General features: G+C 48.9%; 17 protein-coding genes and 1 tRNA gene. 9 read left to right on the plus strand and 9 right to left on the minus strand.

Features of this window, described 5'->3' with window-relative positions:
• The first annotated feature begins 251 nt into the window (after positions 1-251).
• Both AC5JLB_RS27260 and AC5JLB_RS27265 read left to right on the plus strand, forming a co-directional pair.
• Positions 252-2192, plus strand: coding sequence for a peptidoglycan DD-metalloendopeptidase family protein (locus tag AC5JLB_RS27260; RefSeq protein ID WP_495876973.1), 1941 nt, complete (start codon positions 252-254; stop codon positions 2190-2192).
• Positions 2193-2310: 118 nt separating this feature from the next.
• Positions 2311-2383: transfer RNA gene (locus AC5JLB_RS27265), tRNA-Met, on the plus strand.
• Positions 2384-2430: 47 nt separating this feature from the next.
• Here AC5JLB_RS27265 and AC5JLB_RS27270 read toward each other — a convergent pair.
• The 3 genes from AC5JLB_RS27270 to AC5JLB_RS27280 form a co-directional block, all read right to left on the minus strand.
• Positions 2431-3336 carry a site-specific integrase gene (locus tag AC5JLB_RS27270; RefSeq protein ID WP_495876974.1) on the minus strand — a complete coding sequence of 302 codons (906 nt, stop codon included), beginning with the start codon at positions 3334-3336 and terminating at the stop codon, positions 2431-2433.
• Positions 3337-3347: 11 nt separating this feature from the next.
• Positions 3348-5774, minus strand: coding sequence for an AAA family ATPase (locus AC5JLB_RS27275; protein ID WP_495876975.1), 2427 nt, complete (start codon positions 5772-5774; stop codon positions 3348-3350).
• 148 nt (positions 5775-5922) lie between these two features.
• Entirely contained in the window at positions 5923-6186 is a 264-nt protein-coding gene (locus AC5JLB_RS27280) for a hypothetical protein (RefSeq protein WP_495876976.1), read from the minus strand.
• 199 nt (positions 6187-6385) lie between these two features.
• Here AC5JLB_RS27280 and AC5JLB_RS27285 point away from each other — a divergent pair, with 199 nt between their 5' ends.
• From AC5JLB_RS27285 to AC5JLB_RS27305, 5 genes are all read left to right on the plus strand, one after another.
• The gene (locus AC5JLB_RS27285) at positions 6386-6634 is read left to right on the plus strand and encodes a helix-turn-helix domain-containing protein (RefSeq protein ID WP_495876977.1); all 249 of its coding nucleotides are present in this window, start codon (positions 6386-6388) and stop codon (positions 6632-6634) included.
• 226 nt (positions 6635-6860) lie between these two features.
• Complete coding sequence (locus AC5JLB_RS27290; protein WP_495876978.1) at positions 6861-7172, plus strand: hypothetical protein; 312 nt, start codon at positions 6861-6863, stop codon at positions 7170-7172.
• 59 nt (positions 7173-7231) lie between these two features.
• Positions 7232-7666, plus strand: a complete 435-nt coding sequence (locus AC5JLB_RS27295; protein ID WP_495876979.1) for a hypothetical protein — start codon at positions 7232-7234, stop codon at positions 7664-7666.
• A gap of 22 nt (positions 7667-7688) precedes the next feature.
• Positions 7689-7958 (plus strand): hypothetical protein, encoded by a 270-nt coding sequence (locus AC5JLB_RS27300; RefSeq protein ID WP_495876980.1) that lies wholly within the window; start codon positions 7689-7691, stop codon positions 7956-7958.
• Positions 7943-8623, plus strand: a complete 681-nt coding sequence (locus AC5JLB_RS27305; protein ID WP_495876981.1) for a hypothetical protein — start codon at positions 7943-7945, stop codon at positions 8621-8623. Before AC5JLB_RS27300 ends, AC5JLB_RS27305 begins: the two co-directional genes overlap by 16 nt.
• Positions 8624-8863: 240 nt before the next feature.
• On the opposite strand, the gene AC5JLB_RS27310 is transcribed toward AC5JLB_RS27305, so the two are convergent.
• Entirely contained in the window at positions 8864-9277 is a 414-nt protein-coding gene (locus AC5JLB_RS27310; protein WP_495876982.1) for a hypothetical protein, read from the minus strand.
• A gap of 322 nt (positions 9278-9599) precedes the next feature.
• On the opposite strand from AC5JLB_RS27310, the gene AC5JLB_RS27315 reads away from it, so the two are divergent.
• Positions 9600-10350 (plus strand): IS1 family transposase gene (locus tag AC5JLB_RS27315; protein ID WP_495876983.1). Its coding sequence is split into 2 segments (ribosomal slippage): positions 9600-9851 and positions 9853-10350, totalling 750 coding nucleotides; the frame shifts between segments, so codons are not numbered across the junction.
• An 83-nt stretch (positions 10351-10433) separates the two neighbouring features.
• Here AC5JLB_RS27315 and AC5JLB_RS27320 read toward each other — a convergent pair.
• From AC5JLB_RS27320 to AC5JLB_RS27340, 5 genes are all read right to left on the minus strand, one after another.
• On the minus strand, positions 10434-10607 hold the full coding sequence (locus tag AC5JLB_RS27320; RefSeq protein WP_495876984.1) for a hypothetical protein: 174 nt from the start codon (positions 10605-10607) through the stop codon (positions 10434-10436).
• A gap of 20 nt (positions 10608-10627) precedes the next feature.
• Positions 10628-11647 carry an anthranilate phosphoribosyltransferase gene (trpD, locus tag AC5JLB_RS27325; protein ID WP_495876985.1) on the minus strand — a complete coding sequence of 340 codons (1020 nt, stop codon included), beginning with the start codon at positions 11645-11647 and terminating at the stop codon, positions 10628-10630.
• Between the two features lie 68 nt (positions 11648-11715).
• Entirely contained in the window at positions 11716-12651 is a 936-nt protein-coding gene (locus AC5JLB_RS27330; protein WP_495876986.1) for an alpha/beta hydrolase, read from the minus strand.
• Between the two features lie 249 nt (positions 12652-12900).
• Positions 12901-13437 (minus strand): orotate phosphoribosyltransferase, encoded by a 537-nt coding sequence (pyrE, locus tag AC5JLB_RS27335; protein ID WP_495876987.1) that lies wholly within the window; start codon positions 13435-13437, stop codon positions 12901-12903.
• Between the two features lie 188 nt (positions 13438-13625).
• Positions 13626-14663 carry a YaaC family protein gene (locus AC5JLB_RS27340; protein WP_495876988.1) on the minus strand — a complete coding sequence of 346 codons (1038 nt, stop codon included), beginning with the start codon at positions 14661-14663 and terminating at the stop codon, positions 13626-13628.
• Positions 14664-15629: 966 nt separating this feature from the next.
• Between AC5JLB_RS27340 and AC5JLB_RS27345 the strand changes: the two genes are divergently transcribed.
• Positions 15630-15899 carry a hypothetical protein gene (locus tag AC5JLB_RS27345; protein WP_495876989.1) on the plus strand — a complete coding sequence of 90 codons (270 nt, stop codon included), beginning with the start codon at positions 15630-15632 and terminating at the stop codon, positions 15897-15899.
• Positions 15900-15918: the final 19 nt, after the last annotated feature.

A 15918-nucleotide genomic window follows, 5' to 3' on the forward strand; every position in this document is an offset into this window, starting at 1 on the left:
CTGACAAAAGTTAACTCTCATTCAGCGCCTTTAGTATCAATTCTGATTTGGTCTAGTGCAGTGTTGAGAAACGTTGAGTGATGTGAACTTGTCTAAATCAAGAAAGCAGGGTAACCTTGCGTAAGTGTATTTACCGACTGCGGTCTTGATCGCTCGAAATCCTGTTAGAGTCACTCAAACAAACCTTATAGTTCGTCTAAGGTTTGAAACTCGAGACAGTTAAATGCTGGATACTTTTAGGAGGTCGTTTTTTGAAACGAGCAGTTCCGCAAGATGCAAATTCAGTTCCTTTGCACGGCACCGATGCCGAAGCTGTAGAGGAGCACCCCAGGCAGACGCTCCCAGAGGATAATCGCCGTGCTTGTACCTCTGCTGCTATGATAGGACTTGCGATATCAGTAGGAGCTTATGGCTTATTAGCCCCTCAGAAAGGCGATAATGCATCTGCTGCTGAGCCAACATCGGACGCAATTAATGCAGAGCGCAACTCCGCAGAACCCACAGGGCAAGCCTCCTTTAAGGTTGTTGCTGAGCCTACACTAGCCAATTCCACGTCCTCTGTTCAGCCGACTGTAACCAAGTCCATTTCAATTGCATCTTCATCACAGCCTAGAACCGTTAACCACGCCGTTCAAGATGGGCAAACTCTCTGGAAAATTGCAGAACTCTATGGCATTGACGTCGCAAAATTGGCAGCCTCGAATAGCCTCCAGGTCAATGCAGTTCTAGACGTTGGACAAGTTTTACAAGTTCCTTCTGATGCTCAGGTGACCATCCCTCAACTGGCGGTCAAGCAGATGCCTGAACTGAAGCAGGTTCCTACGATTCCGGCAATTCCCGTCGCATTAAATTCAATTCCCAACAATGCGGCATCGGAATCCACTTTACAAACGCTTCCCAAGGCTAAGCAGCCCAATGCTCTGAGCAGTTTGAAGCAAAATCGAGACCGTCTAAAGCAGAGTCTGGCGGAGTTGAAGTCTGAGGAGTCTACTAACGTTGCCCAAGCAGTTCCCGAAGTGAATTCCACTACGGATACTCAACTTGAAGCAGCAAACTTAGCGCCCTACCAAGTGCAGAAAGGCGAAACGCTTTCAGCGATCGCGCAAAGCCGTGGCGTCTCTATGGCTGAGTTAGCGAAGCTAAACCAGCTAAGCAATCCTAATCTGCTAAAAGCAAATCAGGTCATTCAGGTTCCTCAAGCTACACTGACAGCTCAACCCGCAGGGATGTCTGCACCACGTCAGGCTGCTGTTGCAATACCAGTTGTTCCTAGTCTAGCTGCAACTCAGAATGTAGATAGTGCTTCAGTTCCTCTTGCCGTTGGAGGAGATGCTCAACAGTTTGCCTTTGGCGGAGCAAATAGCAAAAGCTCTAGTGCAGACTCAGTGTCCTACAATGCCGGTCAGCGAGGTAGTTCTCCGTATGTGAACAGCTTGATGTCTGAGATTGCTAAACTGCGCCAGAGCTATCAGTCGCGAGCAGCCGCTCAAAAGCTGAAGCCATCTGCAAAAATCTCGGTTCCAAATATATCTGCTGCTCCTCGCCGTGAAAATCCAGAATTTAAGGCTAGCCGTCGGTTAGCAGCATTGCAGACAGAAGCTCGGAGTGTTAAGCGGCCAAGCTCTAAAATGGAAGCGATGTTGGCAGATGCCCCCAAGCCTAAACAGCAATTGGTTGCAACCTCTGCTCTAGGGTCTGAAACCTACACTCCTTTGATTCGCACTCAGGTAGGTAAGGCCGTTTCTCCAAATCTCCCTCCTTTAGGCAAGTCAGATAGCTATTTACCGAATGCTACTGATGGTCGCTTTAAAGGGTATGCGTGGCCTGCTAAAGGTGTTCTGACCTCTCCATATGGCTGGCGTTGGGGTCGCATGCACAAAGGAATTGACATTGCAGGTCCTGTTGGGACTCCCATTGTTGCTGCTGCTCCTGGTAAAGTTGTGACAGCAGGTTGGAATGATGGTGGCTACGGTAATTTGGTCGAGGTTGAGCATAGTGACGGTAGTGTTACTCTGTACGCCCACAATAGCCGTGTTTTAGTTCGGGTAGGTCAACAGGTCACCCAAGGTCAGCAAATTGCGCTAATGGGCAGCACGGGTTACAGTACGGGTCCTCATTCCCACTTTGAGGTACATGTGCCGGGACGGGGTGCTGTTAATCCGATCGCATACCTGCCTCAATCTCGTGGCTAAAGATATCGCTAGTTTGTGATTTATGAAAGGAGATCTAGTCTTACAGATCTCCTTTCATAAATCAGTGCAGCGTAGCATTAACCTCGCGAAGATGCTATACTGTCTAAGCAAATGATTCGGCTCAGTAGCTCAGTGGTTAGAGCAGGGGACTCATAAGCCCAAGGTCGCAAGTTCAAATCTCGCCTGAGCCATACGTTTCAGAATTTCTAACTTGATATTTTGAGGCAGTTTCATTACCTCAGAACTCTGGAATTTCCATCATCGGTTTTCGTGCCGCATAGTGGCGGTAGATGACATCGGGTGAATTTCCCACCAGTGCCGCGACGTCTTTCACTTCAATTCCCGCTTCCAATGCCAGCGTAATGAACGTGTGACGGCAGTGCTTCAGTGGCAAGTATTCTCTCACAACTTTCTCATCGACTAATTCTTCTACCACGGGCCTCCAGGTGCGATTGAGAACATTGTGTGAGTCGATCGCGTGTCCCTTCGGTGAGAGAAAGACGAATGAATCGACCCGTTCGATGCGTTGCAACAGTTCCACCAAGCGCGGGTTGCATGGGAAGTCACGCTGTCGGTGAGTTTTGATATCTCCCAAGATGCGTGTGTCAGAGGGCAATGCTTCACAGAATCGCACCCGTGAGTCGTTTGTTGAAACGTTCTTCCAGTGCAGAGCATTGGCTTCTTCCAGCCGACAGCCGGTCCAGAAGAGGAACCGGAGATAGGGCAGATAGAAGGAATGAGGAACTTGCGAGTAGGGATTGACATACAGATCCTCGGCGATCGCACTCAAAATGCAATCTCGTTCCCCGGCGGTAAAGGCTCGCCTGTCCTGGTTGGACCGCTTCCGAAAGTCCTTATGGAGTCCCTCGAACGGATTGGATGGAAGATAGCGCGATCTCACGGCCCAATCACAGCAGGCAGAGAATTGTTGCAGCATCCGCCTGCAAGTTTCGGATGAGTAGCGCTGCATGATCCAACCCCTCACCGCAATCTCATCCTCTAGCTCTGGCATAGAGGCAACCCGTTTCGAGATTTTGCCGTAGTCCCGTTTGATCGTGGACGGTTCAAGCTGGTGGGATTGAAACTCACTGTAGGCGAGCCACAGTTGAAGCAACGCGTAGGAGTTGACGCTGTGCCGTCGCATGGCTTCTTATCCTAAACCCTCACCTTGCGGAGGTCTGTTATTGAATAGGTTTGATTGACTACCCAGGATTTGTGTTTGACGGTCGCCAAACCGTTATGAATCTCCACGATTTCTAACTGTCGGTCACCGCACATTACTCCAGCTGGACCGTACGAGCCGCGATAGAGGACAAAATCTCCGACCCGGAGGGCTGTCAATAAAGGGTCGATCCTCCTGTTTTCGGTGTGACAGTTTGCGCCAACTCGCGCCAACAACGGATCGCTCTGTTGACACATGGAATCGCTTTCACTGTCTACGTCACAGCTTTGCGCCAACACCCTAGAACTTTTTTCAAAAAGGTGATCATTTGGCGAAAAGTGATCACCTTTCTCTCGCGAAGAATTTTCTTCTACCCCTGCTTCGTGATCACTTTTGGGTGAATTGATCACTTTTAAACCTAGAGCACTATCTTTTATATTTTGTTGGCGCAAGCTTGTATCGCCTGCCCCGTCTGGGTTCTGGTGCGCCAACAACCCATCTAGCTGTTGGCACAAGTTGGCGCTACGGCGGTATTGTGCCAGTTGGCGACCTTTTCCCCCCTGTTTTTCCACCATATCCTCTCGCTGAAGTCTGTAGAGAATTGTGCTCACTGACCCCGCGTTAAAGCCAAGTGCTTGCGAAAGTTCGGGAATTGTTGCCTGCCCAACCAGGTTGAAATGATCTAAGATTTGCTGCTTCATATCTCCATCGACACGCGGATTCCAATTGCCCAGCAAGCGCCATTCGAGGGTGTCAGGGTTGATTTGCACCTTCAAGTCCAGTTGGTCAGTCCAGCCGTTCTCGCTGATCAGTCGGTAGTTGCGATCGTCGGGAATCATCACCATCGCGCCTCGGCATGTCGAGCGGATGGAGGAGTTGCCGCGCAGCATGTTGAAGGGGTCTTGCCCTTCCTCAATCACCGCTTTGGAGACGTGATGAGTTACGAGAACGCAGATGTTTTTATCCCGTGCCATCTGTTGCAAGGGTTCGAGGACACGCCCCATCTCAGAGCTACTCTCCTTCACGTTGTCATTTCGCACTCGGCTGAGGGTGTCGAGAACCAATAGCCTCACATCGCCAATCTCGTCGATCAGTTCTCCCAGGTCGTTTAACTCAGAGAGTTTAAATTCGTTGAACCAGTACACGGGCAAGTCGTAGCCCCACTGTTCCCAGCCTTGCGCCGTCTGTCGGTACTTCACCTTTGTTTCGCCGTCCTCACAGTTGACATACACGACTGAGCCTTGAGTAGTGGGCCGGTCGAGAAAGTTGCTACCCGTGGCGATCGCTTTCGCTAAGGTCAAGCAAAAGAGCGATTTACCTGTTCTAGGAGGCGTGCCGAGAATGAAGAGTTCGTTCGGTGTCAGCAGGTCAGGCACGAGCCAATCAATGTAATCTGCCGCTCGCTCAATCAAGTCACGGTTCTTTACCATCCGGGCTCGCAGCGGGTTGACTCGTGATTTCTGCTCTTTCAGTTGAGGCGTCGCAGCTGCCGCAGCTGCTGTCTTGAAGTCCTCTACCCCATAGCCGGCATCAATAGCGTTTGATACGTCCCAGCCTTTCACCTCGCAGTCATCCGGCATCGGCACTAAGGCAATTTTGGCTCGCTCTCCTAATGCTTTGGCAACCTTGAGCGCTCCCACCTCACCGGGCAGCTCCCCGCTCGGCAGTGGTTTGTCATTGCGATCGTAGAAGATGACCACTTCTCCGGGTAGCAGGTCGAGTTGATCTTGCGTTGGGACATTGCCAGCGCCGCTCGTAAACGTGGCACAAGCGATTGGCGCGTCAGCTTGTGCCAGCAGTGCCCCCAATCGAATGGCATCCCACTCCCCTTCACAGAGGTAGGTTGTTTTCGCTTCAACCGGTAGCCAGGTGAACCAGACGCTATTAGGAATGCCGTATTGAGACCACGGTTTATAGCCATCGGGCTGTTGCTCTGCTGAGAGCCAAGGGGCGAGGCGCTTCTTCTGGTAGAACTGTGTGCCGTGGAAATTGGCGGGAATCGGAATCGTGATGGCTGGAAGATGCTGACCGTTGTTCACCTTGGCTCTCGAGATGCCAATCCGATGACGCACAATTAGTCCCTCATCGATGCCGCGATCGTGCAGCCACTGCTTCGCAGGTCCGTCTGATTGCAGCAAGCGATCGCACGCTTCTTTTACCTTTTGAGGCGAGACGGTGATGTTGGCTGTGGGTTTGGCGATTGCCGTTGGAATGATTCGTTCTTTCTCGGCCCCCAGCGCTTCTCGAATCTGTTGGGGAGTGCAACCGCGATGGCATTTGTAAGCGCCGTCGGTATGGGGAACGAGGGAGAGGTTTAACTTCGTGTCATTGCCTTTGGAGAGAATGCAAGAGGGGCATTCGGCTCGACCTTTAGCGTTGAATTGAATGTGATTGCGAATGTCGAAGAGGGAGGCTACCATTGATTTAATTGCATGAGGGTAGGTGGTTTCACCGTTGTACTGAAGGGCACATCGTGAAACCGTGAGCGAAGATCCGAGCTTTCGAGCATCTAAAAAAGGGGGAGGAGTGGTAGTGACACTCTTTCCCCTTTTGCGTTTCAGGTCAGTTTTAGGTGTGGACGCTGTGTAGCCCAGCCGTAATCTTGGTAATCAGTCCCAGAACTCCACGGATGCTGATTTGGTTGACGACCATCAGGAACTTTCTGGGGAGCAAGTTGCTCTGCACGTCTGCAAGGTCGCCATTGTGAACCAGATGGCCCAGGACGACGAGTGCTTCTGCCTTTTGGGCGTAACTGAACTGCTCGAGGTCCGTGCCCCATTCGGCGGCAATAGCTTCGAGGATGGCTGCGTCTGATAGTTGTCGAGTCTGCATAGTTTATTTTTGAGCTCAAGTGTTTTGGTTAAAGCTACTGATTACGGCGGTAATCCGTAGGCATTCCGTCACCCCCTTGAGGGATGATTTTTGATAGCCACGCGGGGAGGAACAGCAATCTTGCCCCGCGTGGATGTCGTCCATCAAATATATACGAGCCAATCAGTACTAATTGACTCGTATACGAGTTAACTCTAATATGAGTGAAGCGAATGATCAACCATTGACGCTGATGAAAGTTAGAACGCACGCAGGCTTAACCCAACGGCAATTAGCCGATCTTCTTGGTGTGACCATCTCTACCGTGAGTAACTGGGAACGAGGTGTTCAAGTGCCTCGCTTAACGTTCTTACAGACGAAGCGAATTATGGACGCTACAGGGATGTCCATTGATGAGTTGGTAGAAGCGTTCAACAATACTTACTCAAGCAAAAGCGCTGAAGCCTAACTCAAATGCTTCAGCGCTCGATCACTACTTAATGAGGAGGTGCATCAAAGACTCGATAGAGCCAGGCGGAAGCGGTCACTTCCCCCGGCGGCGCTCCGTAGTTCAGTTACCACTACAGAGATTTAGATTATGCCTGTTCTATTTGTAAAAGGTTCAACAAAAGAGCGATCGCACCTTGGTAGCAGTGCGATCGCTCTTTTTCGTTCATCTACTAGGGCTACCTAACATGCCAAACATTGACAAGCACAGATCACCCCCAGCGTGGCAACACAAAGCCCCACGGCCTTATGACTTCCCGACCTATAACCATGAGGGGAAGGACTTTCACTTAATCCCGACCGAAGTGTTTAACCAAATGCAGGCCGAGAAAATTGACCGAACCTGGTTAGCGATCGGCGTCTGCGCCGTGGCGATCGCTGGGGTCACGGCTGCCATCACGAGCAAAATTTCGGCCCCGGCTCCGATGGTGGTCGAGAAACCTACCATCGTCGAAAAGCAGGTTGTAGTTCCGACTAATTGTCTACTGTTCTGTAAATAGAGGTTCTTATGATGAGATTAGGTCAAACAAGAAGCGGCAATAGCAGCAAAGCTGGGGGTATGACTCCTAACGATGTGATGCAGGTTGTGTCGGGCGCTCCGACTCCTTGGAATCCTGGCGACAATAGCGAGATTAGAACCCAGGAAGTCATTTCAAAGCATCAGAACTTCACGAAGAAAGAGGCCGATCAGTTGCGAGTGAAAGCCGCAACGCGAACCAAACAATCGAAGGACAATCGAGCCGCCTATGCTGCACTTCGCAAGATTGAGACGGCTGACGTTCGCGATCAAGTGGCGTTTAGAGGCTACCAAACCACGGTGGCCCGTGCCGTTGCTGGTAAGAAGGGGGCCGATGTTGCGAAAGCTAAGGTTCTAGCGAACCTCACTCCCACTTATGCGGGAATGGGCTACACGTTGGGAGCGGCTCAATCTGAAGCGGCAGTGAGAGTGCAAGAGTTGCAGGCTCTGCACAGTGAAGTCAACAAGCGTTGGTAATTGTTCTAAGAGGAATCTAAATATGTTCAAATTGGCTAGACTGGCTACCCTCGCGGGGTTCGGTCTAGCCATTAGTTCTTTATTAGGGCTAATGGCTAGACACATTCCCCCGATCGGCGTGGGCCTCTGGGTCGTGTTCATTCTTCTCGCGGTGTCGGTTCTGATGGCTTATTTTGCAGGGCCATTGCTGGATCAGCACTTTGGATGGAGTGACGACACGACACTAGGGGCAGCGATCGGGGTGGCGGGAACTTATTTTTTAGGGGGGCTGATCGGATGGTTAGTTTCTTGAAATGGTTGCCTCAAACGGGATATGGCCGACAGTGGGCCGTTTCGTTCGGTCTGGGAGGGTTTACTTGGTTCGCGGCAATTTGTTTCGCGAAACTGCTGCCCCCTCCATTGCAACTGCTGACGATGCTCATCCCTCTGCTCTGTCTCGGTTATGCCTACTCCATTCTCCCCAAATGGCAGAAAGAGGGTAGACGGACGGATTTAGTAGAGTCATTGAGTGAGCGGGAATGGAGTCGTCAAGTGATGAACCGGCATCAGTTCAATGTGGCCGCAATCGACGTCGATCACATGGCAGAGATGCAGGTTTTATCAGAACTCTATGCACCAGCCGGCCCAGCGGATGAGGCAGTAGAGAGACATTCCACTCCACATGTAGAACTGCCGATTGCGGACAAAGCCAACTACTTGCTGAAGGTGCAACAAGAAGTGATGCAAGCTTGCGGCGATGTGGGATGGGCCTTAGTGGAATATACGTCAGGAAAAGGTGCTCAGTACTGTGATTCAGAGGGTTGGATCACAGTTGAAAAGTTGCGCTCTAATTGGGGCAAACATTTTGGATTAAATACTGAACACCTTAAACAATTGTTGATCGCTCTTTCCAACATTCAACTAGGAGAATGGCGAGATTCAACCTTGAAGGAATGGCGACTTCTCCTAACACCTTGACCGATTAGTTTCGGCATTTCGGGGTCACGGCCTGGTCTTCGGCAAACCTTAAGCCGATGAGTACGCCGACCCCAACGCCGATGACTATGCCGCAATAGCGCCGATGAGTACGCCGAAAATTATGACCCTACATGTTTTGACCTTTGAAGTGACAGAAACAGTCGATCCAACAATGTGTTAGACACCACTACACTTAAATTTTATCCCTAACTCAAACACTGTTTCTTATCTTAAACTTCGCTACAAACACCATCCTCCGATAGCAGCATTGACGTTTGTAACAATTTCATTTTTGTAGTAGATAAAAGGTTTATAGGTCCTAGCACACACTAGCCTAGATACCTCTAAATAACAGAATAAATAATCTGCATCCTTGATATTTATATCTGTTTCGATAGTATCTACAGGCTTAGAATTCTTGTGATAGCCACATTTAAATCCATTCAATTGCAGAAGATTTTTAGCTTCTGTGATTGAAATACCAACAGGTACACGGTGGCGAATCTTCTGTTGAAAAAGCTTTTCGTCATCATTGAGCCATATCTTCTTTCCGAGCACAACGGGTAGTAGGTTCCCAACACTACACTGAGCTAGAAGCAGGACTAAGGGGGTGGCTATCAGAATGGGGACAACGAACTTTCTAAGCTTTTGCATGAGGATGCAGGTCAACCCCTACTAGAATCACCCGATGTTAATGTAGACAGGTAATCTTCAGGCCATATCGTAGCCACTAAATCAAGTGGTTTAAAAGCAAACGGCTGCGGCGGCAAATAATCTCGACAACCCTACAGGTGCCTTTTGCTCGTCCGCTTCTGTAACGGCGCAGACGATCATCAGGTTAACTGCATCACACAGCAGAAGTTCTAACTCTTGAGAAAATGAATTTGATAACGGTTCGGGTCAGCGGTTGGGTCGTGTTCTAGAGGTGTGGATTCTATAATCCTGAAGGAGTGTCGTTCAAGCCAGGATGAATCCGATGGTTCTCGAACCCGTTCTTTGCCCCAGTTGTGGCAGCAAAGATGTCGTCAAACATGGTCAGTCGCAGGCAGGGAGACAGCGCTATAAATGTCGAAATGCAGAGTGTTCTCGTTGCACGTTTATTCGAGATTACCGCTATCGAGGCTATCTGCCGGAAGTGAAGCAGCAGATCGTAGAGATGGCACTCAATGGCAGTGGCATCCGAGATACGGCGCGAGTGCTGAGGATCAGCCCAACGACCGTGATTGAAAAGCTTAAAAAAAAGTCTCTCCCTGAAGACGGTGAATGAAGCGCGACTAGCAGAATTGGAACCGAGCCAAACGATTGTGCAGCTTTGTCAGTGGGAGGATACGGAAGCAGAACTCGACGAAATGTGGAGTTTCGTTGGCTCAAAGCAGCAGCAACGCTGGTTGTGGCACGCTGTTGACCACAAGACTGGAGCAGTGTTGGCGTACGTGTTGGCGGAACACAAAGATGCAGCCTTTCTAGAACTGAAAGCTTTGCTGGAACCCTTCGGTATCACTCAGTTTTACACCGACGGTTGGGGGACGTATGAACGTCATGTTGAACCTGTATTTCATACCGTGGGTAAAGTACATACTCAGACGATTGAGCGCAAGCATTTGACGTTGCGAACTCGGATCAAACGATTGGCGCGTAAAACCATTTGCTTTTCCAAATCAGAATGGTTGCATGATGTGGTCATCGGGTTATTCATCAACCGATTTGAGTTTGGATTACCCATTTAGCTCTCCTTCCACACGTCTAGAACATGACCTCTTTCTGCCTAACACCCGAATGAGAAACATGAGACCAACTCACATTCCGCATATTACCCCTCAATCGAACAATTACAGAAATAGGTGTCCTGCTCCACACAGTAGAAGTCCCAAATCTTGAGAAAATGAATTTGACAACGAAGTTGCGTATGAGCGGCGGCACGAATGTCTTCCGCCAGAATATCCTGCATCGACCCGTCCGCTCGATACGCCGGTTGGACCACCATGCAATCGGTTAGACCAAGCTTCAGCGAACGTTATCAGCCAAGTAATCCTTGAGGGTCACGAACTTTTTCTTCATACGGCCATCGCCGATTGCATCAGATGCAGCACGATATCCTTCAGCAATCGTGCGAGTGTGTCCACTCAGGTAGAGTACAGCGCCAGCGTTAAGAGCAACCATGTCACGTATACCTTGAGGAGCCTTGTCGTCCAAGAGCTGGTAAAACACGATCGCATTGTCATGGCAATCCCCGGTTGGGAGTTCAGCGTAATCAACCCGCTCAATACCCGCCTCAGAGAGTTGAAACTCGGACTCAATGATTCCGTTTGGTGTCACCTCAAGGACAACTGACTTGCCCGAGACCGAGAATTCGTCAATACCCGGATCACCGTAGACCACCAAAGCCCTGGTGCGCCCGATCCGTTGGAGCGCCTCACCGAGAACCCATAACCTTGCCGCGTCCGCCGTACCTACGAGCTGGTGAGTTACTCCTGCTGGATTAGACAGCGGACCGATCAGATTGAATATCGTTCGCCGTCCTGCAAGTTTCCGTGCTTGGGTGACGCGCTTCATACCGGGATGATACATTCGAGCGAAGATGAACGCGACACCCACCTGCGCCAAGCACTCTTCAATCAACTTCGGAGGCAGCTCAATGGGAATCCCCAGGGCCTCGAGTAAGTCAAATGCACCGTTTGGACGGCGAGATCCCCGATTACCGTGTTTGGCAATTGGTACCCCACATGACGCTGCGACAAACGCAGCGGCTGTCGAGACGTTAAACCTGGCTAGATCACTACCACCGGTACCACAGAGATCCACACAAGTTGCAGGAGCATTTACAGGTAAGGCTCTACGAACCAACTCACTGGCAAAACCAGCAACTTCAGCCGCTGTTTCACCCTTCTGGGCCAGCGCCACAAGGAAGTCAGCGACGGCCCTATCGTTAACGTTAGATTCGAAGATGTCCCAGGCAATCGCCGCCGCTTCTTTTTCGGAGAAGCTTTCACCGCTTCGGGCTCTATTCAGGTATTCGTCGAACACAGATTTGCCTCCCACTCTTGTCGGTCTAACGGCTTGGGTTAGCGGTTGCCAATACTTTTGCGTCTCACTCAATCAGTTTTGGTAAAATCCGCTGCACCCAAATTGTTAGGTGACTGGCTGGCATTTTGCTGTTGTGTCAACTCAACAAACTTCTGAATGACTTTTAGGTATGACTGCTCCCCAGGTTGATAGATTCTTACATGGTCAGCACCAGAGATAATAAACAATTGTTTTGGCTCAGGAGCAGCATCATATAGTCGTTGGCTCATCTCAGATGGCACAACTGAATCAGATTTCCCATGTAGGAATAAAACTGGAACTTCGAGGGATTGAATTTTTGAGAGCGAATCAAACCGTTCGTTGAGAAGAAAATTAATCGGAAAAATCTGGAGAAATGCTCTATGTCTAACTGCTTCTGCCATTGAGGTAAACGAACTTTGCATGATTAGCCCCCCTGCTTCCGGATGCCTTATTGCTAAGTCCAGGGCGATCGCTCCTCCTAAAGATTCACCATAAATAAAAATTTGCTCTGGTGGTATTTGGCGCACATCCCGTAAGTATTGCCAAGCCGCTTGACTATCCTGATAAACCTGCAACTCACTGGGAAAATCCCCCTTACTCAAACCATATCCCCGGTAGTCAAACACTAGCACTGAAAACCCTAGCTGCCGCAAAGCTGACATGCGAGCTAGATAATTGTAGTCCCCCATGTTTCGCCCAACTCCGCAAAGATACAGCATCACTTTAGGAGCAGTGAAAATGTTGGTAGGCTCGTCAGGTAAGAGAACAAAGTTTTCGGAGTGTGCAGGAGCAGGAATCCACCAACCGTGTAGTTGTGACTGAGAACCTGGGATTGGTATCCAGATATCCTCATAGGGAAGATTAAAGTCTGAAGCATCAGGTCGCATCGAAAGCTCTGATGCTGGGCGATAAATTAAATAACGTTGCCGTACAAGTAGAAATAAACAGGTTGACAAGTAAGCAAGTGCAAGAACCGCTGTCACAACAGTCAGAAACTGCTTCCGTTTTTGGGAGTACCTTAACCTGCTGATCAAAACTCTACTCAAATCGCCAATTTCAACGTATCACATCAAAACTACTAGCGGTAGTTGATATTGGCTTCAACAAGTAATCTACAACTACGCTCCCAGCCGAGAGATGAAGCCGCCTAACACTCCGGATCAGCAAGCCTGCACCAATGATATTCAGAATACAACCGGGACGTGATCGCGGGCTTCGCTGCATCCGATCTGCTAGGCAGCGTACTCTGTGGATTCAAGATATGCCTTTGTAAAAAGACTGACTAGGGAAAGCCCTTCTTTCTGTAAATTCTCGACGCCACCTGATTGCCGGTCAATGACGCAAACCACGTCTGTAATCATCGCGCCCTCTTCTCGCAGTGCACGAACGGCCTCGATAATTGCACTTCCAGAAGTAACCACATCCTCCACAATCAGAAGTCGGCGTCCCCGCACTTCCCCACCTTCGGCAAAACGGCACGTGCCATATTCTTTTGCCTTCTTCCGAATAAAAAGCGTTGGTAGCCCTGAAACCTGAGAAAGCATCGTCGCTATCGGTATCCCACCCATCTCCAATCCTGCTAATGCTTCACTATGGTCAGGCAAGCGTGCAGCCAACGACGTAGCGATGGCTTTCAACAATACCGGGTCAGCCTCAAACCTATACTTGTCGAAGTATTCAGAACTCGTGACGCCGGAGCGAAGCCGAAACGTGCCATTCAGTCGAGCCACCTTATTGATCTGTTGAGCAAGTTGTTTATCGGCTTCCATATTTTTAGAACGTGCGAATGCGGCATAACGGCAAAACGCAGCGGCGGCAGATAACCTAGAACTCAGCACCAGCAACTTTCGACCGTCCGTTGCCGTGACGCGTTAGGCCGAATGCAGACTTACAATATACTATCTATTCCCAAGATAGATTTTGCTTTGTCTAGTCCTTGATTATGCTTAACGCATAATCAACTATTCAAGGCTGACCTATCCAGAAAATCAGCAATTGTTTGAGGGAACTGCCTTTCGATTGTGTCCATTGCCGATAACAACGTCGGGGACGCAGCATCATTCCCATAATTTCGTACTAGCGAAGTCCATTGAGAGGGAAAATAGCGAGCTAACATTCCGAGAATATATGCAAGTAAAAACAAAGCTACAGGCTTTGAACCAAGCCAACCGCCTGGATAACGGCCAACTAGGCAGGAGAATCCAATCCCAAACCCATCAGATGGAACGTAGTCCCAATGTCCCGGAATGTTTCGTTCACTAGCAACTTCGCCCAGTGGAACGCCAATTGAAACATGCCAAAAGTCTGGGGCTTCTTGGATACTCAATACGTCAAGATGCTCAACGACTCTCTTCACTAGGTCATGATTGGCGGAAAACGTGCCCCATTTTTTGTTGATACGAATGATAACGCTGCCTGCTGGAGAGCTTTCTTCGACGCCACCAATTGCACACCTTCCATCTGAACGCCATCGAATATATTGCTGCATTAATTCTGGAAAGCGAGAGAGAATGTCGGATAGCGTGAATTCTTGATTGTTAACGAGTGTGTCATGAGTAGAGGTCTGGTTAATGGCACTCTTGCTTATCCGCATTAATGTTTGATTCCCTGTTGCCTCAGCAAACTCATGAATCGAGCCATCTTTGGTGACACGAATACGAATGTCGCCAATATCGCTATTGGACTGCGCTAATGTTTGCCCCCAATTAACTGTACTCAGTCCATGTGCTGGACTAAGGCTTGCTTCACGAATTCCTCGGCGTAGAAATATGGCTGTCCCTCTTGCTAAAGAAAGGACTCCGTAATACAGCAATAATGGGCGAACAACTCTATCTGCGTTCTTGGCGCTAGAAAAATAAGCAGCACCTTGGGAAAAGCTTGCAGAGATTTCCAAAGCATGTGCTGCATTAGCTTCACGGTTGTGTATTTCTTTATAGCGGCGTCGAACCAGCTCATTCGACTCATAATTGATTAAAACTTCCCAAGGGTCTCCCATGCAAGCTATCTGTACTTAATGCGTCTACGGTCAGTATATCGATAACCAGCTATCCACGCCAAGAGTCCCAAGCTGAGCAACCCGCCAAACATCTCAAAATACCCATGTACTCAATCGGGGTGGCAGAGGGGTACGAAGTCCAGTTGATCCTTGAAGCGCGATCTCCTGCTTGATGAGGCAGAAAGCCCTCTCGTTCGAGAGGGTTTGAATTGAAATCAAGTAATAAACCTGAACTCAATAGATTAATCGCGTTGCTTTGTGTTCTACTTCGAATTTGCAGCCATTCATACAACCCGGCTGAAGCCGGCTGTCGAGAGATTGGGTGGTGTTACAGAAGTTAATTGAATCCGCTCGCCGGAGCGTTAGGCGGTGGAGGTGTAGATAAACTAGATATTGAGGAGATCTAATGCCAGCCGATGATTCCTTGCTATTTATCGACGCCAATAAATATCTTGACTGTCTATATCGCATAAATACGGGCAAGCAGCAGCTTGCGCCTCTATTAGAACACTTGAACTATATCTTCGCGACGCAACAGGTATTTGATGAAGTCCAGCGCAACATAATCCTAGTAGCGGCAGATTTTTTGGTGCGAAAGCCTAAGGAACTGAAGCTGAAAACTGTCAACTTGCCAGACCACATCACATGTCTAGCAGGAGCATCGATCAACGTAAGGGCATGCTGCAGCGGATGAGCAAGATTGATCAACAGATCAAGAATTTAAATGCTGAAGTAGATGCGTTGATGCTTGGCGTCATAGAGCAAATCAGTTATTCAGAAGACGAAGTATCAAAGGCACTATTCGTAGCTAAACCGCGATAAAGATTGCTCGATCAATCGGTGAAAATTTATGTGTTGTAGCTAGGGAGGACAAAATTTTTAACTAAAACTTAAACAAATTGGATAGTTTTTAGATTTTTCAATAGTCCTTTCTGTGTTTTCATTTTTGTCATAGAGGTTTTAACAATGAAGAAAAATGATGTGCTTCCAAAGTTAACTCAAGAAGTCTTAAATGATCCCCGGTTCAAAGAGAGTTTCAGTTATATAGAAAAATATTGCTCTACGAAGAAAGTTGAGGAAATTCAGGAATTGATAAAAAAAGAATTAGAAAAAAGTTGGGGTGAGATTTGGGCAAATAGCATTGAGTTGATTCAAAATGCTGACAAGGAAATTCAGAAGCTGGAAATAGAGCAAGAAAATTTCGTAACTACTCAGGCAAAATCTGCTGAGTTTTAGTGTGAAGGGGATAACTGGG

It is taken from the genome of Myxacorys chilensis (assembly GCF_059505265.1).